Raw genomic sequence first — 18,501 nt, 5'->3', positions numbered from 1 at the left:
TAACGCCCCCAAAACAAAAAAAATGTACATTTTCACCTGGAGATGCCAATTTTCTCGTTTTGGGGTATTTGCTTTTCTTAGCATGATAGCGATGGGCTGAATCCAAAGTTTGATTAAAATAACTATGTAAACGTTAATTTTGCAAATGAAAATTGCGCCAGCTATTTCGATTTATTTGGCTTCAAACTGATTGTAAAGCTAATTTGAATTAACATTAATAGTATACCAATACCAATTACACTAACTAATTGTGAATTACCAGTAAACGCAGAATAGAACATAAGTGCAAATGATAGTATAACTAACCCCGTGTTTATAAATGAATATAATTTATAAAGACCTTGCAACATGACATGTTTTTGACCATCATCAAACTGATCTAAAAGCTCTTTTTCATAATTTTTAGAGCGAGGATTTGGGAACGTAAACCCTGGATTTGTAAGATTAATGATTTTTTTACTAGGATATAACTTCATAAATGCAAGAATTATAATAATAAAACTTGCTAAAACAATACCAGGTTGTTTATCTCTTAATAATAAGAATCCAGTTAGGACGACAATAAATGATAAACATAATGATACTTGAATATAGATAGATGCTGTATATGCTTTTCTTTCTAACTGAAGTAAATAAGCATCTTCTTCCTCTGAATCAACTTCCATATCGCAGTTCTTCTTTACATTTCTAACATTAAAATCTGCAATGATCAGTGTTAGAAGACTGACTAAATTTACAACAATTAAAGTATTTGCTACATCTGATTGATTAAAATTCACCATCAATTTATAAAGTCCATATACAAACATTAAAAGATAGACCCCTAATATTTTCACTATAATTCATTCAAAAGGGTATAGTGTTGAACGTAATTAAATAATATCGAAATAGCGCAGGATCATCATCCTGCGCTTATCTATCGTAATTCAGCTGTTTTTCTAATAACAATCTTATCAATATCATCTTCTTCATCACCAATAAATAATCCGCGTTCTTTTAAATATGCTTCAAAATATAAATCTGCTTCAGCGCGTTCATCATATGGCTTTACAGAAAGAACGAAGCCTAATTTGTTTTGTTCTTCTAAATGAGAAGTAGAGATGTAAGCCGGTACATTATGGCGTAAAAAAAGTTCTTTAACCGGAATAATCATATCTTTCATTAATTTCGTTAACATACCCATTTCAAACTCGAAATTAAAACGATCTATACTACATAAATCGGCGAATACTACACCGATAAAACCTGTATTAAATACTTCTTGATATTCTACGTCTTCTTCATGATTACCGTAAAAATTCTTTTCAATTAAATAATTTACAAAATAAGCAACGCCATCACTTTGTTCAAATGGTTTCGTTGAAAGAACAAAACCAATTTTCTTTTGTTTATGTAAATACACACATGACATATATGCTGAAATATTATGTTCTTTAAATAGAGAACTTGTTGCCCCAGAGAGACCATCTAGTACGTGATGAACAATTTGAAGTTTTTTACGGGCGAAATAATAGGATTTCTTTTGTAACTCCAATGTATCAATAAAGACAGAGCCGATAAAGCCTGTATTTGAAATAATAGGTGTTTGCTTTTTTCTTCCTCTGCGCTTTGCTTGAGTCATTGTAAAAATCATCCCTTCATGTACAATTAAAATAAAAAGAACGTTTGTTCGTATATTTATATTTTACTATTAAAACGCTCTAAAGTAAAGGGTTTTTGTCGAAAAAACAACAAAAAAGACACCTATAAAAGGTGCCTTAAACGTTGTAGGGAAGAGGATTCATCCCAACTATTTATATTAAGATACAGAAACAATCTCTTCTGTATCTTCTACATCTAAATGACAGTCCATTGTACGAACATCTTGATCTTCATGACTTCCGAAATAAATAGTAATTTTCATATGTATCGCTCCTTTATTCTAGGAATACCTAAAATAATTACTAGTAATGTTAATATTTATTATATACCACTTTTTTCATTCCGACAACGTTATATCATTTTTTATTGTTGTAGGGCGCAAAGAGTGATGTAAAGAGATATTTTTATAGAAATAGGTACATTTCTTATATGTTATATTTAATACTGAAGTATTCGAATACAAATTTTATGAAAGGAGCAAAATGAATGGATTTTAAACAGTTACTAATAGATAATTTTACATATAAAACTTCATATATTGCGCGGCAGGCACAGGGAATGAATGTAAAAGATACGAAGGATTACATTGCTGTCGACTGTGGTTTACCTGCAGATACATTTAATATCATTACTTTACTAAACAATAATGTAACGGAAGGTATCGAGAAATTATATAAGGAGGTAGCATACTATAATCAAAAGAAATATCCAATGAGTGTTTGGTTTTGGGATGAGAAACTAGAGGATAATATAAAGAACGAATTAATAAAGCCTGGATTAAAAGAAGCAGAACAAAATATCGCGATGGTAGCAGAATTAAATACAATTCATCCAACAATAAACATGCCAGAAGGTTTTACGATACAAAAAGCATCTTCCCCAGGACAAATTAAAAAGTTTGGAGAAGTGTTAGCCAGTCTATTTGGTACATTAGAGGAAGGTATACATGTTCAAGCATTTTACAATCAAACTGCTTCTTTCGACTTATGGAATAGTGGAAATATGAAACTGTACTTAGGACTTTATAAAGATGAAGTCGTATCGGTTGGTTCACTAGTATGTACAAAAGAAAGTATTGGTATTTATGATATAGCAACTAAAGAAGAAATGAGAGGAAAAGGATTTGGTTCTACTATGTTTAATTACTTGCTGCAAGAAGCAAAAGAATTGAACGTTGCTCAATGTGTATTACAAGCTTCACCTGATGGGGTTACTATTTATAAAAAGGCTGGTTTTCAATCTGTTGGACAAATGACTGTATTTGAAAATCGACATTTATTTGAATAAATTGTCTAAGCCAAATTGCTTTCATGTAGGAGTTAATACATCATGATGAAAAAGATATATATCGTTACAATCATTTTCGCCTTTATAGTAATAGGTACTTTTGTTTTTCATAAAGTAAATGAACTTAAGTACACGAAAGCTATTAATCAATCGAATCATATAAAAAACATTGCACATAGAGGTGCTTCTGCGTATGCGCCTGAGCATACAATAGCAGCATATAAATTAGGACAACAATTGAAGGGCGATTATATAGAAATAGATCTTCAAATGACAAAAGATGGACATTTAGTAGCTATGCATGATGAAACAGTAAATCGTACTACAAACGGTACGGGGCTAGTTAAGGAACATACATTAGAAGAATTAAAGCAATTAAAGGCAGGTTCTTTTTTTAATGAAAAATATCCAACTTTAGCAAAGAAAGAATATGAAAATGCTAAAGTTCCAACACTAGAAGAAATAATTGAAATGTTTGGGCATCACGCGAACTATTATATTGAAACCAAATCACCTGATGAATATCCAGGAATGGAAGAAAAGTTATTAGAAATTATCAATCACTATGAAATACAGGATAAAGTTATTATTCAATCATTTAGTGAAAAAAGTCTGCAAAAGCTACATAGTTTACATTTTAATATACCTCTAGTCCAATTACTATCTTACAAAAAGTCAGTTCAATTAACTGAATCAGAGATAGAGAAGTATAGTACATATTGCATAGGTATTGGTATGAACTACAAATATATTGATGCAGCTTATGTAAAGAAAATAAAGAAACACGGATTAGAAGTTCATCCATTTACTGTAAATAACGAAACAGACATGAAAAAGTTACTATTATGGGGAGTTGACGGGATGTTTACGAATTATCCGGATCGATTACATTCAGTTTTAAAGTTAAAAAACTCATGAATTAAAAGTAGAATTCTTAAAGGAATAATATAAGAGGTTATTAAAAAAACGATGCAAGGATCCACTGTTATTCAATAATAGTTCGCCATTCAGAGGATAACATCATTAAATATATAAAGCCGATATTGAAATGAAATCCGAAAAAGAATCCAATACTTTTATTGGATTCTTTTTATTTAGCGCTAAGTGCCTAACTTAAAGCAATACGATTTTGAATTTATAAATATAATATTACATTGAGTATGATTTTTCATAATAATAATTAGAAAGTAACGAAAATGTAATGAATTTTAACTACGCTTTTTATATTTTTTTGATACACTGGCTACGAGAGGAATACCGATTAATGTAGGTAAAAACCAAAACCATATAGGCGGCAATAAATTAATTATGGGAATATGAATACCTACGTTTACTAATAGTGCGGTAACGGCACCGATATAAGAGCCTAACATACCTCTAATATGGTGGTGAAGCCAATTTTCCCAACGTTTTTTTCGTGCAAGGTAGCCATAAATCGCAAAAGCATAAGAGAAAATTGCTACATAAAATAAATATGCGATTTTATCCCAGTTTATAATGGATAATATAATTGCAGTAAGGGTGATGACCATATAGGATGCATGATATATTTCACCCCATTCCGTATGTTTTCCTTTCTTCTTTTGAGCAACCATCGCTACAATACCGGTGATTAAGCATATTATCCCAAATAATATGTGGATGGTTAAAAGAATGTTAAAAATGCTCATAATAATTCCTCCTTTCTTATTTTTATAGTATTGCAGTATAGGAGAAAAGTTGAAACGTATAGTTTGTTCGTCTTAATATATTGAAATAAAGGTACTCTTAGAACAAATTTAAACGGACAAATTTTCTTGAATTTAGTGAGTCACGTATTACGTGAAATGAAGGAGAGACTTCCATGTTTACATCTATTACATATTTACAATCAGGGAATGACAAGCAACAAAAGGTTTATGATGTTTTGAATAAACTAAACATCATGGAGGATTTAGCTTTGTATAGTCCCGTTCTTTGCGGGACTATACCTATAAGAATTGATACGCTTCAATCTGACTTAGATATAGTAATGGAAGTACATAACTTTGATGTTTTTGAACAAGAAATGAGATCTTTATATGGCTCTTATGAAGGATTCAAAATAAAAAAGAAAAAAATTAAAAATACCGAATCGATAAAGGTGAATTTTAATTTTGAAGGTTTTGAGTTTGAATTATTCGCTCAGCCTAAGCCAGTGCGTAACCAAAATGCATATAGACATATGATAGTAGAGCACATGCTATTAATGCAGCATCCCCATATAAGGGAGGAAATTATTCGCTTAAAAGAGAGCGGTTTAAAAACAGAACCTGCTTTTGCTCAAGTATTAAACATCGACGGGGATCCTTATGACGAATTGATTGTGTTGGGACAGGAAATGAGATTGTGGTAAATAAAATACATAAAAACTCCTCTATAGAAAAAGAGGAGTTTTTATTATGTCATTAACTTACGGATTAATTCACCCAACAATTTAATCCCGTTAGTGATTTGTTCCGGAGAAGCATATCCATATGATAAACGAATGTACTGATCTGATTCTTCTTCATAGATACGTCCTGGGTTTAAAAGAACTCCTTTTGATAGTGCCTCTGAAAAAAATTTTTTCATCGGAATGCTAGGTACAACCTTTAGCCATATAAAGAATCCGCCGCTAGGAATATCCCAGGTGGAAATATCTGCACAATACTCATTTAACGCTCTTATCATTATTATCTGCCGATACTTAGGCAGTTTTTTATTAATTGTCATAAAAAAACTCCCTCATTCATTTTAAAAATACTAAGTGGTTGGTTTGAAGGGGGAGAAAAACATGAATTATAAAAAACGGGATTTTTCGATTATTTGTGCTCATGCTTTTACGATTTTAATATGGGGGACTGCCTTTCCGGCAATTCGTATGGGGCTTGAATCTTATACGCCTGAACACCTTACTTTACTACGCTTATTAATCGCCTCATTTATACTTGTGTTATTTTCATTTATATACAAACTACGACTACCGGATTTAAAGGATATCCCAGCAATTTTTATATTTGGTGCTCTAGGATTTACTATTTATCACATCGCATTAAACTACGGCGAAAAAACAGTAAATGCTGGATCTGCAAGTTTAATAATTTCAGTCACTCCAATAGTAACGGCAATTCTTGCTTCTGTTTTTTTGAATGAAAAAATGAAATTAAATGGCTGGATCGGTGGTGTAATGAGTTTTGCAGGAATTGCCTTAATTTCATTTAGCCAAGGCGACGCTATTCAATTAAATAGCGGGGGATTATTTATATTATTAGCAGCGATTTCAGAAAGCCTATATTTTGTTTTCCAAACATCTTACTTAAAAAAATACGGCTTCTTACCATTTACCATATATACAATTTTGTCTAGTACTGTATGTATGCTTATTTTCTTACCTGGAGTTTATCAAGAAATACTAGCAGCTTCTCTTGAAGTTAACTTGAGCGTTATATATTTAGGTGTCTTCCCAACAGTGCTCCCGTATATTGCATTGGCCTATATTATATCTCGTGCGGGTGCTTCTGAAGCAACAAGTGCTCTATATTTAACGCCAATAACTGCATGTTTTGTTGCTTGGATATGGTTAGGAGAAGTGCCAACTTTAGTTTCGATAATTGGCGGAGGGATTACTATACTTGGAGTTGTAATTGCTCATATACCAGTATTAAGAAAAGAAAAACATAGGAATTTAGCAAATAATCAATCCGTATAATGTAATTCATTAATAATTTTATAATACTTTTTCATATATTTTCTTTCTTATGTTGATAAATATAATATTTTGTATTTCAGTTAAATATTGTATGTTACATTTTATGTAGTAAGCATTTTAAAAGGAGATGACAACATAATGAATGGAAAAAGAAAAATTTTCACATGTATTTCTATTATAGGAATCGGACTAGCTAGTTTTTCTAATTCTAGTTTCGCAGCAATTGTAACGGACAATTCAGTGCAAAATTCTATTCCCGTAGTTAATCAACAAGTAGCTGCTGCAAAGGAAATGAAACCATTTCCCCAGCAAGTTAATTATGCAGGTGTTATAAAACCGAATCATGTTACACAGGAAAGTTTAAATGCTTCTGTAAGAAGTTACTACGATAATTGGAAAAAGAAATATTTGAAAAATGATTTATCTTCTTTACCTGGTGGTTATTACGTAAAAGGAGAGATTACGGGTGACGCGGATGGGTTTAAGCCACTTGGAACTTCAGAAGGTCAAGGGTATGGGATGATAATTACAATATTAATGGCTGGTTATGATTCGAATGCTCAAAAAATCTATGACGGTTTATTTAAAACAGCAAGAACTTTTAAAAGCTCTCAAAATCCTAATTTAATGGGATGGGTTGTCGCAGATAGTAAAAAAGCACAAGGTCATTTTGATTCTGCTACTGATGGGGATTTAGATATTGCGTATTCTCTTCTTCTTGCTCATAAGCAGTGGGGATCTAATGGAACAGTTAATTATTTGAAAGAAGCACAAGACATGATTACAAAAGGTATTAAAGCTAGTAATGTTACAAATAATAACCGACTAAATTTAGGAGATTGGGATTCTAAAAATTCACTTGATACGAGACCATCTGATTGGATGATGTCACATCTTAGAGCATTTTATGAATTTACAGGTGATAAAACTTGGCTTACTGTTATTAATAATTTGTACGATGTTTATACGCAATTTAGTAATAAGTACTCTCCAAATACAGGACTTATTTCAGATTTCGTTGTAAAAAAACCACCACAACCCGCACCTAAAGACTTCTTAGATGAGTCAGAATATACAAATGCATATTATTACAATGCTAGTCGGGTACCATTGAGAATTGTAATGGACTATGCGATGTACGGCGAGAAAAGAAGTAAAGTCATTTCTGATAAAGTCTCTTCATGGATTCAAAATAAAACGAATGGAAATCCTTCTAAAATTGTGGATGGTTATCAATTAAATGGATCCAATATTGGTAGCTATCCAACTGCTGTATTCGTTTCACCGTTTATTGCTGCAAGTATAACGAGTAGCAATAATCAAAAGTGGGTAAATAGCGGTTGGGATTGGATGAAGAATAAGAGAGAAAGCTATTTTAGTGATAGTTATAATTTATTAACTATGTTATTTATTACAGGAAATTGGTGGAAACCTGTACCTGATGATAAAAAATTACAAAATCAAATAAATGATGCAATTTATGAAGGATACGATAATTAAATTTGAGAATAGTTACTTAAGAAAGGAATTAGCATACGCTAGTTCCTTTTTAATATTTTGTAAAACATTATCCATTCTAAAATTCGCATAGATATACTTGCTTTTTTCATATACATAGTTATTGATGACTCTATGTTTTTGTGAAGGGAGAGTATTTCTTGGAAAAAGTATTATTTTTTGGAGACCCAGGTATTGATGACTCGTTTGCTATTATGTACGGCTTACTGCATCCTGAAATTGAAATTGTCGGTATTGTAACTGGATATGGAAATGTTGAGCATATACATGCTGCTCATAATGCAGCGTATATTTTACAGTTAGCAAATAGACAAGACATTCCTGTAATTAGCGGTGCAACAAAACCACTTACAGAAGAAATTACAACATACTATCCTGAAATTCATGGGCCAGAAGGATTAGGGCCTATTCATGTGCTAGGAAGTGTATTGTCTATCCCGATATACAATTTTGGTAGTATTGCTTCAATTCTTGTAAAGTACGGAAAAGATTTAACAATTGTCGATGTAGGAAGATCTACCTTGTTAGCGATTGCTTTTAATTTATGGAATGATTTAATGCGAAATGTAAAAGGAATCTATTTCATGGGTGGTGTTTTTTTAGAAGTAGGAAACGTTACGCCATTAGCAGAGGCAAACGTGTATGGAGATCCTATTGCAAGTAAAATTGTTTTTCAGCAAGCAAAGAATTTATTAATATTTCCTTTAAATGTAACAAACAAAGCCGTGTTAACACCAAATGTATTTAACTATATCCAAGCTAATTCAAAGAATCCATTCCATACGATAATGAAACCAATGTATGATTACTATTTATCTGTATACCAAAAACTTAATCCATCTATCGAAGGGCCTTTGCTACATGATGTGGTTGCTATAAGTGGATTAGTAAATCCAAGTTTTTTTAAATTTGTGCATCGTACAGTGAATGTAGATACATTCGGAGATACGAAAGGACAAACATTTGCTGATTTTCGCCCTAGCTCTATATGTGAAGGTGCCCGTATAGCTTTAGAAATAGATGAAGAAAAATTCATTCAAGATTTTATAAAAACTATGTTATAAGTTACTGTCAAAAAAGGGGGATTATTTCGCTACGTTGAATATAAAAATACACCCTATTTATAAAGGAGCTTATAGTATTGAATGTCCAGTTAAAGGTTATTACGAGAGAAAATTGGGAAGAAGCATTACAGCTACAAGTTAAAGAAAATCAAATGAAATTTGTTCCATCCGTAGCAGTTTCACTTGCTAAAGTATATATAAAACCGGATGGCGAAAATGTAGAGTACATACCATTTGCTATATATGATCGTGATCTTATGGTTGGTTTTATTATGCATGCAGTTGTAAGAGAAACATCAGATATGTATTGGATTAACGGGTTCATTATTGATTACAATCAGCAAGGTAATGGTTATGGAAAAGCAGCATTACTTGAAAGTATTTATTTAATAAAAAATACATGTAAGGCGTGTAAAGAAATTAGATTAACAGTACATAAAGATAATATCTCTGCAAAGAAACTATATGAACGTTACGGTTTTCAACCATTAGGACATGATTATGATGGTGAGGAAGTATATCGCTTATTCGTTTAACTATTATGAAGTAAAGGCGTGAAATGAAATATGCAATTTACTGAAGTGGAAATCGAAGTGTTTATTCCAGAAGAATACATTGTATTATTACGGGATGAATTAAATAAAATTAACGCTTGTAAAACGGGGCAATATGACTATTGCATGTCTTATAGTTCAGTGAAAGGATATTGGAGACCGTTAGACGGGGCATCACCTTTTCATGGGGAAATTGGTCAAATATGCGAAGGGCAAGAGTGTAAAATTGAAATAAAGTGTAAACGAGACCTTGTAAAAAGTGCTCTTAAAGTTATTCATGAAATTCATCCGTATGAAGCACCTATGATTTATATTATCCCGATATTAAATGACTATTTTGAGCAAGTATAAAAGAAATGACTAGGAGGAATATCAATTGAAAAGTAACTTCCATCATATTGTACGAGCAGTCGTGATAAAAGATGAAAAATTATTAGTTGCTGAATATATCGGCCATCATTATTTTTTACCTGGTGGCCATATTGAAATTGGGGAATCAGCAGAGAATGCATTAATAAGAGAGTTAAGAGAAGAACTCGGAGTAAACTGTAGTATACAACAATTTTTAGGAGTTATAGAAAATCAATGGAAAGATAAAGAAGTGCTTCATCATGAAATTAACCACATTTTTGAAGTAGAGTCGCAAGATTTACATATTGATTTCATACCAAAATCTAAAGAATCTCATTTAGCGTTTCACTGGATAGATTATAATCAAGAAACTTTACATACGTATAAAATCATGCCAGAGCCTTCAGTTAAAGAGTTACTAGAAAGAAAATTAAGCGATGAACTACTAAACTGTTGGATTAGTAATTTTTAAACACCTCTATTAATAATAAATACGTCCACCGAAAGGAGATTAAGAAAATAGGCTAAAAAACAAGGTACATCACCTAGTGTAAGTTCATATTTTGTTGATGTACGCATTTAGTCTACAGCCTTATTTCTACTTTGTTTGCAAAAATATATAAACTTTAACATTTGGACGGAATTTATTTTTATAAATGGAGGGTTTCGAAATGAATCAGTTTCAACAAGAACTACAATCATTAAATCTTAATGATTATCAAACTGGCAATGTTGTGTATTGGGATCAACAACAAAGTCAATATCCATACTATTACATTCAAGACGATGCACGTCGTTGCGGCGGATGTGGAGGTTGTGGTGGACGTTGCGGTGGATGTGGCGGTAGATGTGGTGGTTGTGCAGGTCGTTGCGGCGGATGTATAGGATGCGCAGGATGTTTCAGTTGCTTTAATTGCTGGAACTGGTGGATTATTTAAGTATAGAACATCAAAGCTAATTTACTTGAAAGAAAGGTGTGAAAACTATTTTGCACTTTTCTTTCAAGCTGTAATTTTTATGCGTATTGAGGGGGATGTATTTGTATACATATGATCAGTTGATTGCTTGGGTAGAGAATATAAAAGAAAAAAACCATAGCTCTGCTACAGCACTTTGTATTATAAAAGATAATAAAATCGTACTAGAGCATTATAGTGGTTATCACTCAAATACATCTACAAGCAAGAAAGTAACAGCATCTTCACAATTTAACGTTGCTTCTGCTAGAAAAAGTTATTTAGGATTAATGATAGCGTATGCGCTTTATGAGGGGAAAATAAACTCTATTGATGATGAAGCGATAAAATATTTTAAAGACTTTGATCCTGCATTGCTTAGTAAAACGTCGATAAGACATTTAGTAACACATTCGCACGGATTAGAAGAAACGAATGACAGGACAATTTTTCGTGAATTTGAACCGGGACAATCATGGGCGTATAGAGATATTAATGTAAGAATGATGACACGTCTTATTTATCAGCTATATAACAAAAGTTTTCCTGAATTGTTAAAGGAGCGTGTTTTTAAGCCTGCTAATTTTCAAGAAACAGGTTGGAGAGTTCAGCGAGATGAAAATTTAGTTGACGTTGTTAATAATCCAAATGAAGACGCAATTAGTGAAATTGGTACGGTAGATGACGGTACTGAAAAAAATTTGTTTGTCTCAGCTAGAGAATTTGCGCAGTGGGGCAATCTTCATTTAAATCAAGGTAGGATAGATGATAAACAAATTGTTCCAAAAGAAGTTATAAAAATCGCTACGAGTTTGCAGAGTCCAACATATATAAACAAAGAGCTACCACAAAATGGATTGTTTTGGTTCATCCAAAATGAGCCTGCACAAGTAAGCGAACTTGGTGAACGTGTTCCAAAAGGGTCGTATCAAATATTAGGGATTACTGGACCGACTATTTTAGTAATACCTGAATATAATGTAGTTGTTGCAAAAATGTATAACAAAAGATATAACTACGGCGGTGATAATTACTTATATTATTTACGTGAATTTAGTAATTTAGTCGCTGATACATTTAGTAACGGTAATAGGGCATAATTACTCCTATAACAAAAAGGAGTGATTGAAAGTGAAAGATAAAGTGAACAAAAATAAAAAGCAAAATATAAAAGATGTAAATACAGAACAAAATGCGATCTATAGCGATCCTAAAGATGCAGCTAATATGCAAACTGTACCGCAGCCGAAAGATTTTGATGAAATCGAATATTAATTTTTCATCCGACTATATGATGAATGAAAAATACGTCTTAAGTCCCATCACATATAAGAAATCATTTGGTAACATATATACATAAGCATTTGAAAATGTCTTATCTTAACAAAGCTTTCTTTAGAAAAATCTGATATAACCTGCAAAAGGCACTTCTTTATGAAGTGTCTTTTTGTGTATATGAACTTAATTACCATTTTCCGTACAGTATCTTGCAATTTATGATGGATATACTAACTGTGAAAATTCATTTCAAGATAAAAGAAGGGGACAGTTAGTATGAAACAAACTTCTATAAATCCGTTACTAATTGTTCTAGGTACAATCATTGTTCAAATTGGCCTTGGAACAATTTATACATGGAGTTTATTTAATCAACCCCTTGTAAGTAAGTTTGGATGGAATCTTAATTCGGTAGCGATAACTTTCTCCATAACAAGTTTTTCTTTATCATTCTCAACTTTATTTGCAGCCAAGTTGCAGAAAAAATTAGGCCTTCGGAAACTTATTGCTACTGCAGGAATTGTTTTAGGACTCGGCTTAATACTTAGTTCACAAGTTTCTTCCTTACCACTATTATATTTATTAGCTGGTGTCGTTGTTGGTTATGCGGATGGAACAGCTTATATTACATCACTATCTAATTTAATTAAATGGTTTCCAAATCGGAAAGGGCTTATTTCAGGGATATCTGTATCAGCGTATGGAATGGGCAGCTTAATCTTTAGATATATAAACGGAAATCTTATCGATAACCTTGGTGTATCACAAGCATTCTTATATTGGGGTATTATCGTGTTACTTTTAGTGTTAATCGGATCGTTCTTCATACGTGAGGCAATTGTAAGTAATGCTGTAACTGAAACATTACACAATGACTATACTCCGCGTGAAATGATGCGAACGAAACAAGTATATCTGCTATTTTTTATGTTATTCACCTCGTGTATGGGGGGGTTGTATTTAATAAGTATGGTAAAAGATATCGGCGTACAACTCGTTGGACTTAGCGTAGCAACCGCTGCAAACGCTGTTGCTATGATTGCAATCTTTAATACAGTAGGTAGAATCATTCTTGGGACGTTATCAGATAAAATCGGCCGAATGAAAATTGTCTCTGTAACGTTTATTATTATAGGATTGTCAGTCTTTACTTTAAGTTTTATTCCGCTAAATTACGGAATCTATTTTGTATGTGTAGCAAGTGTCGCCTTTTGTTTCGGCGGTAATATAACTATATTCCCAGCTATTGTCGGAGATTTCTTTGGATTAAAAAACCATAGTACAAATTATGGGATTGTATATCAAGGTTTCGGATTTGGTGCACTTGCAGGTTCATTCATCGGGGCATTACTTGGTGGATTCCAACCGACCTTTATTACAATAGGGGTTTTAAGCGTTATTTCCTTCATCATTTCGATATTAATTCGTCCTCCAAAAGCAGAAAAGAAAAAAGAAACACAACATTTACTTCGGAAAGTAACTTAATTGTAAATAAGAGTCCTCATGCTAGGGCTCTTATTTTGTTATGAATTAGAAGGATTGCTAAAGCAAGAAAAGATAGGATTGGAATAGTAGTGACGGGAAACAAAATAAGGGCGGGGTTTTTATTAATTCTGAAGTTATCTTGATATTTTCATTTAGTATTAATTTAATCAATTTTCTTTTTAAAACTTCAAGAACGTGCTTTGCGTAATTTCCCTGTAATACGTTCTTTTTTAATACATGTGAATTCGTTTCTTATTAACTCCTCAAATAGTGGTAAAGTAAGACTCAATTAATTTATATATATTAAAACGAGTAAATGGTAGAATAAATAGAAGACAGAAAATTCCTTTTATTAAAAACAGAGGAGGTACGTATGAAAAAAGTAAATGTTACATATGCACTTTTATACGATAAAACAAATGAAAAAATCTTAATGGTAAAAAACAAAGGGAAGAATGGTTCTTATTACACACTACCAGGCGGCGCAGTTAAATTTGGGGAAACGTTAGAGGAAGCAGTAATTCGAGAAGTGAAAGAAGAAACCGGGCTACATATAACTGTAAACGGAATTTGTTACATTAGCGAAGCTTTTTTTGAAGAGAGAGGACATCATGCAATTTTCTTTAATTTTTTAGGCGAAATAAGCAGCGGAGAGACATATATATCAAGACCAAAAGAAATCGAAGAGATTACTTGGATGGAATTACATAGAGCAGCACCGCATTTACGTATACCAGAACACTTATTAAATATATTACAAAGGAAAGAAACAGTACCTTACTTTTTTAACGGAACAATCATTCATCAATCTTCATAAAATTATCATTTCATGTAAGGCGGGGAAAAAATGGAGTTTATCGTTAATCATAAACATTTCACTCAAGCACTTTCAGAAGTAAGTAAAGCTATATCTACCAAAGCTACAATTCCTATATTATCCGGCATAAAAATAACAGCAGATCAATCTGGAATTACTTTAATCGCAAGTAATTCAAATATTTTCATCGAAAAATTTGTACCTATTTCCATAGATGACGAACAAATTACGACTATCTTAAAAGCAGGAACAATTGTTGTACCTGCAAAATACTTCATTGAAATTATAAAGAAAATGCCAAGTGATATAGTAATAAAAAGTAAGAATGAGCAAACAATTACCATACAATCAGAAGAAATCACTTTAAACTTAAATGGTTTTCCAACGAATGAGTTTCCAAACGTACCACCAATAGACGATCACGCAGAAATACAAATAGAAACAAAACAATTGATTGATGCGTTTAAACAAACAGTCTTTGCGGTAGCGAAAAATGAATCTAGACCCGTTCTTACCGGAGTACATATTGAGTTAGACCACAACAAATTAATATGCGCTGCAACTGACTCTCATAGACTAGCTATACGTGAAACACAAATTTCTACTAATATGAAAGCGAATTGTATTGTACCAAGTGCAACCATTAATGAACTTTTAAAATTAATGAACAGCAATTTAGAATTTGTTTCTATTTATCTTTCAGAAAGTCACATTATTTTTACATTCGGCACAACTACGTTATATTCAAGACTAATCGAAGGTAAATATCCTAATATTTCTACTCTCATTCCAAATGAATTTCAAACAGTCATTAACATAGATAGACAAAGAATGTTACAAGGGGTAGATCGATCAAGTTTATTAGCAAGTGAATGGGCAAATAACAATGTTAACTTAGAAATTGTAAACGAATCTACAATTCAAATTTCTTCTCATGCTTCTCAGATCGGAAAAATATCCGAGACACAACAGGTAGATGTAATTCAAGGTGAGAAACAATTAAACATATCTTTCGATGGACGATTTATGTTGGATGCTTTAAGGGCAATAAAAGAAGAAACGGTTACTTTAAGTTTCAGCGGTTCTATGAGACCGATATTAATTGAAGCAGGGACACAATCTGCAGCAATCCATCTTATATCTCCAGTAAGAGCTTATTAAAAACGGAGGAAGGAACCACATTATGTACAAGCACACTTTATGTTTTATAAAAAGAAATGAAGAGATACTTATGTTAAATAGAGAATATGATCCTGTAAAAGGATTATGGAATGGGATAGGAGGAAAGATAGAAAAGGGAGAAACACCTTTAGAAAATGCGATTCGTGAAATAAAGGAAGAGACTAATATAAAAGTTACGTATGACCAAATATATACTGTGGTAAGCATGATGCACAATGTCCCTACATATTTTCTCGTGAAATAGCAAATTTAATCCCGAACGCAACATTAACTAAATTTGAAGACAGTAATCATAATCCATTCGTTGAAGAAGTAGACAAGTTTAATCAATTTGTCAACGATACATTATAATCAATAAGTAAAAAGCTAATCTTCTATATAAGACAGATTCGCTTTTTATTATAATTAGACTTTTTGCTACCAAGCATACCTAGGATAGTCTGTAGATTTTAACGCAATAGATTCGCCAATTTGAGGCCTTGTAATTTTAACTCCTAAACGGTTAGCTTCTTTCGTAACACGTTCTATCGGGTCACTCCATTCGTGTAACGCTAATGTAAAAGCACCCCAGTGAAATTGGAAGAAGTAATTCTCCTTTTACATCAATATGAGCTTGTACAGTTTCTTCAGGCAACATATGAATCGCAGACCACCTCGAATCAAAATGATAATCAATTTAAAAAAGACTATGAAAGAATTCATTCATTATAAAAATGCAAAAAACCTTAGTATATCTATGCTAAGATTTTTAATTTGAGATTATTAGAGGATACTTATTTTCGTTAATAGAACTTAGTAAATACATAGATTTTACAATGAATTTATTAGTCAGGGAGGGAATATGAAATGCTCACTAATAATAGTCCGGAGAATATATTACATACATCTTATGAAACTAAAATGATTTCATCTGGAGATAATTCGCCATCTATAAAAATAAAAGGGACGAAACTTCAATATTTACTTGTAATGCTTCATCTTGGTTTTGAGTCAAATGTTATAAAAACAATGCTAAGTTGGACGAATGAGGAGTTTGAAGATCATGTTAATTCATTAGAAGTAGAAGGTTTATTAAAAAAAACAGAAGGAAGCTATTTTCCAACGTGTATGGTTATAACAGCTTTTGAAGGAGAAAAACTTTATAACCTTTGTGAACCTCTAATTAAACCAACACTTAAGATTATTAAAAATTATTCAATTCATATTGAAGCTATTTCAAAAAGAATCGACACGTTTAATCATTTATCTAAAGAATCGTATAGTCTTTTACTGTATAGTGGTGTGTTATTAGATTTTGGACAAATAAATTACATTGAAGAAAACTATTTAAAAAAGAAACGACCTTTAAGAAATAAGAAAAGATATTATTATGCTATTCAAGAACAAGAACTAGCAGATATAGAGGCTTTCGGGATGTATGGTAATACGTATTTAGATTTAGGAGAAGTTCAAATTGGTCTTTATGGAAATTCTCGATATTCAACATTAAATTTAATAACAGCAAATAACGAAATATTTGAAGAATATTTTCAAAACACTAATACTGATATTAATTATAAGAAAAAGCAATTAGTAAAAGGTTTCGTAGCAGCAGATAGACAAATAGATTTAAATTTAAATGTAGTTTATGAAAAATTAGGCTTATATCAAAATTCACAACCTATTATCCCAGTGTTTAAAAGAAAAGACTTATCTACGCTTAACGAAATTGCAAACACAATCAGTAAAGATTTAGTCTCATTATTTAAAGAATACGATAAACCTTTAAAACAATACTTTGCCAGCAGCAGATACTCAAAAGAAATAACTTATGAAGAGTTTTTTATTTGGTGGTATCACTTTTTCTATACAAAAGTAACTGAAGAATTAATAAAACAAGGTGTAATTATAACAAGCGCACAAGAAAATCAAACGTACATAATTCATTAATAACTTTAAATTAAAGTGTTAATATACTTTTACAAATGTAGCAGCTAAATGGATAAATAATTATTAGTAAATAGGGGATAGTCTGAAATTAAAACCTAATATGAAGAAAATAAGCTATTTAAAGGGGAGAAGAGCTATGCAAAAGAAATTTATCAATCCAGAAACGATGCCACCAACTTTTGGATACTCGCATGTAGTCGAAGTTAGTAACGCTAAACGAACAATTTACATATCTGGACAAGTAGCGATTAACACTGATGGTAAAATAGTCGGCATTGGTGATTTAGCTACACAAACACGACAAGTTTTCGAAAATATTAAATGTGCATTAAAAACTTCAAATTTAAACTTTAATGATGTAGTAAAATTAACATTTTTCTTAACAGATATTTCTCAAATGGCCATTGTTAGAGATATACGAGACCAATACATTGATACTAAAAATCCACCAGCAAGTTCAGCTGTAGAAGTTAGAAAGTTAATTAACGATAACTTATTAATTGAAATCGAAGCAATTGCTGTAGCAAACTAATTTTAAAAACTTATTCGTAATCATATCAATACAATTCGTTTAACGCATTCATTTTAAACGAATTGTATTTTTTATTATTTAAAATCTAATTTATATCCAAAAATATTATTATCAATAGCGTATAAAACAACTAACTACACAATCAGTTACACATTACTAATTCGGTGGAAAAGGGGATCATAACAACTACAACTAATA

General features: G+C 31.7%; 20 protein-coding genes and 4 pseudogenes. 19 read left to right on the top strand and 5 right to left on the bottom strand.

Annotated features, from left to right (window positions below; translation table 11 throughout):
• Positions 1-161: 161 nt before the first annotated feature.
• Both CO726_RS14360 and CO726_RS14355 read right to left on the bottom strand, forming a co-directional pair.
• A complete protein-coding gene (locus CO726_RS14360; RefSeq protein ID WP_099684704.1) occupies positions 162-809 on the bottom strand; it encodes a DUF3169 family protein in 648 nt (215 codons plus the stop codon).
• A 107-nt stretch (positions 810-916) separates the two neighbouring features.
• Positions 917-1,633, bottom strand: a complete 717-nt coding sequence (locus CO726_RS14355; RefSeq protein ID WP_136699635.1) for a hypothetical protein — start codon at positions 1,631-1,633, stop codon at positions 917-919.
• Positions 1,634-2,127: 494 nt separating this feature from the next.
• On the opposite strand from CO726_RS14355, the gene CO726_RS14345 reads away from it, so the two are divergent.
• Both CO726_RS14345 and CO726_RS14340 read left to right on the top strand, forming a co-directional pair.
• A complete protein-coding gene (locus CO726_RS14345) occupies positions 2,128-2,928 on the top strand; it encodes a GNAT family N-acetyltransferase (protein ID WP_099684702.1) in 801 nt (266 codons plus the stop codon).
• Positions 2,929-2,973: 45 nt separating this feature from the next.
• The gene (locus tag CO726_RS14340) at positions 2,974-3,846 is read left to right on the top strand and encodes a glycerophosphodiester phosphodiesterase (protein ID WP_099684757.1); all 873 of its coding nucleotides are present in this window, start codon (positions 2,974-2,976) and stop codon (positions 3,844-3,846) included.
• 290 nt (positions 3,847-4,136) lie between these two features.
• On the opposite strand, the gene CO726_RS14335 is transcribed toward CO726_RS14340, so the two are convergent.
• The gene (locus tag CO726_RS14335) at positions 4,137-4,598 is read right to left on the bottom strand and encodes a DUF2306 domain-containing protein (protein ID WP_099684701.1); all 462 of its coding nucleotides are present in this window, start codon (positions 4,596-4,598) and stop codon (positions 4,137-4,139) included.
• A 173-nt stretch (positions 4,599-4,771) separates the two neighbouring features.
• On the opposite strand from CO726_RS14335, the gene CO726_RS14330 reads away from it, so the two are divergent.
• Entirely contained in the window at positions 4,772-5,302 is a 531-nt protein-coding gene (locus CO726_RS14330; RefSeq protein ID WP_099684700.1) for a DUF4269 domain-containing protein, read from the top strand.
• 44 nt (positions 5,303-5,346) lie between these two features.
• Here the strand turns inward: CO726_RS14330 and CO726_RS14325 are convergent.
• Positions 5,347-5,637: pseudogene (locus CO726_RS14325) on the bottom strand (PLP-dependent aminotransferase family protein); the annotation flags it as partial.
• An 85-nt stretch (positions 5,638-5,722) separates the two neighbouring features.
• On the opposite strand from CO726_RS14325, the gene CO726_RS14320 reads away from it, so the two are divergent.
• The 14 genes and pseudogenes from CO726_RS14320 to CO726_RS14255 form a co-directional block, all read left to right on the top strand.
• Complete coding sequence (locus tag CO726_RS14320) at positions 5,723-6,637, top strand: DMT family transporter (protein WP_099684699.1); 915 nt, start codon at positions 5,723-5,725, stop codon at positions 6,635-6,637.
• A gap of 138 nt (positions 6,638-6,775) precedes the next feature.
• On the top strand, positions 6,776-8,137 hold the full coding sequence (locus CO726_RS14315) for a family 8 glycosyl hydrolase (RefSeq protein WP_099684698.1): 1,362 nt from the start codon (positions 6,776-6,778) through the stop codon (positions 8,135-8,137).
• Between the two features lie 158 nt (positions 8,138-8,295).
• Positions 8,296-9,219 carry a nucleoside hydrolase gene (locus tag CO726_RS14310; protein ID WP_099684697.1) on the top strand — a complete coding sequence of 308 codons (924 nt, stop codon included), beginning with the start codon at positions 8,296-8,298 and terminating at the stop codon, positions 9,217-9,219.
• Positions 9,220-9,296: 77 nt separating this feature from the next.
• Positions 9,297-9,755 (top strand): GNAT family N-acetyltransferase, encoded by a 459-nt coding sequence (locus CO726_RS14305; RefSeq protein WP_136699634.1) that lies wholly within the window; start codon positions 9,297-9,299, stop codon positions 9,753-9,755.
• Positions 9,756-9,785: 30 nt separating this feature from the next.
• Positions 9,786-10,124, top strand: a complete 339-nt coding sequence (gene cutA / locus CO726_RS14300) for a divalent cation tolerance protein CutA (RefSeq protein WP_099684696.1) — start codon at positions 9,786-9,788, stop codon at positions 10,122-10,124.
• Positions 10,125-10,149: 25 nt separating this feature from the next.
• Positions 10,150-10,596, top strand: coding sequence for an NUDIX domain-containing protein (locus CO726_RS14295; protein ID WP_099684695.1), 447 nt, complete (start codon positions 10,150-10,152; stop codon positions 10,594-10,596).
• A gap of 199 nt (positions 10,597-10,795) precedes the next feature.
• Positions 10,796-11,062, top strand: coding sequence for a heterocycloanthracin/sonorensin family bacteriocin (locus tag CO726_RS14290; RefSeq protein WP_001071389.1), 267 nt, complete (start codon positions 10,796-10,798; stop codon positions 11,060-11,062).
• 101 nt (positions 11,063-11,163) lie between these two features.
• The gene (locus tag CO726_RS14285) at positions 11,164-12,180 is read left to right on the top strand and encodes a serine hydrolase domain-containing protein (RefSeq protein ID WP_099684693.1); all 1,017 of its coding nucleotides are present in this window, start codon (positions 11,164-11,166) and stop codon (positions 12,178-12,180) included.
• A 31-nt stretch (positions 12,181-12,211) separates the two neighbouring features.
• Entirely contained in the window at positions 12,212-12,355 is a 144-nt protein-coding gene (locus CO726_RS31790; protein ID WP_000653680.1) for a hypothetical protein, read from the top strand.
• 279 nt (positions 12,356-12,634) lie between these two features.
• Complete coding sequence (locus tag CO726_RS14275; protein ID WP_099684692.1) at positions 12,635-13,843, top strand: L-lactate MFS transporter; 1,209 nt, start codon at positions 12,635-12,637, stop codon at positions 13,841-13,843.
• Positions 13,844-14,216: 373 nt separating this feature from the next.
• Positions 14,217-14,660: an NUDIX hydrolase gene (locus CO726_RS14270; RefSeq protein ID WP_099684691.1), complete on the top strand. Its 444-nt coding sequence runs from the start codon at positions 14,217-14,219 to the stop codon at positions 14,658-14,660.
• Between the two features lie 30 nt (positions 14,661-14,690).
• Positions 14,691-15,821, top strand: a complete 1,131-nt coding sequence (dnaN, locus tag CO726_RS14265) for a DNA polymerase III subunit beta (RefSeq protein WP_099684690.1) — start codon at positions 14,691-14,693, stop codon at positions 15,819-15,821.
• Positions 15,822-15,843: 22 nt separating this feature from the next.
• Positions 15,844-16,032, top strand: a pseudogene (locus tag CO726_RS14260) (NUDIX domain-containing protein); the annotation flags it as partial.
• Positions 16,032-16,193, top strand: a pseudogene (locus tag CO726_RS14255) (alpha/beta fold hydrolase); the annotation flags it as partial. The pseudogenes CO726_RS14260 and CO726_RS14255, both read left to right, overlap by 1 nt.
• A gap of 66 nt (positions 16,194-16,259) precedes the next feature.
• Here CO726_RS14255 and CO726_RS14250 read toward each other — a convergent pair.
• A pseudogene (locus CO726_RS14250) lies at positions 16,260-16,506 on the bottom strand (MBL fold metallo-hydrolase); the annotation flags it as partial.
• A gap of 182 nt (positions 16,507-16,688) precedes the next feature.
• On the opposite strand from CO726_RS14250, the gene CO726_RS14245 reads away from it, so the two are divergent.
• Positions 16,689-17,771: a hypothetical protein gene (locus tag CO726_RS14245; protein ID WP_099684689.1), complete on the top strand. Its 1,083-nt coding sequence runs from the start codon at positions 16,689-16,691 to the stop codon at positions 17,769-17,771.
• 136 nt (positions 17,772-17,907) lie between these two features.
• Positions 17,908-18,303 (top strand): RidA family protein, encoded by a 396-nt coding sequence (locus CO726_RS14240; protein ID WP_099684688.1) that lies wholly within the window; start codon positions 17,908-17,910, stop codon positions 18,301-18,303.
• Positions 18,304-18,501: the final 198 nt, after the last annotated feature.

The sequence above is a fragment of the Bacillus fungorum genome, from assembly GCF_002746455.1.
Taxonomy (GTDB): domain Bacteria; phylum Bacillota; class Bacilli; order Bacillales; family Bacillaceae_G; genus Bacillus_A; species Bacillus_A fungorum.
The sequence above is the reverse complement of the archived record's forward strand: the minus strand, read 5'-3'. Positions and strand labels throughout refer to the sequence as shown.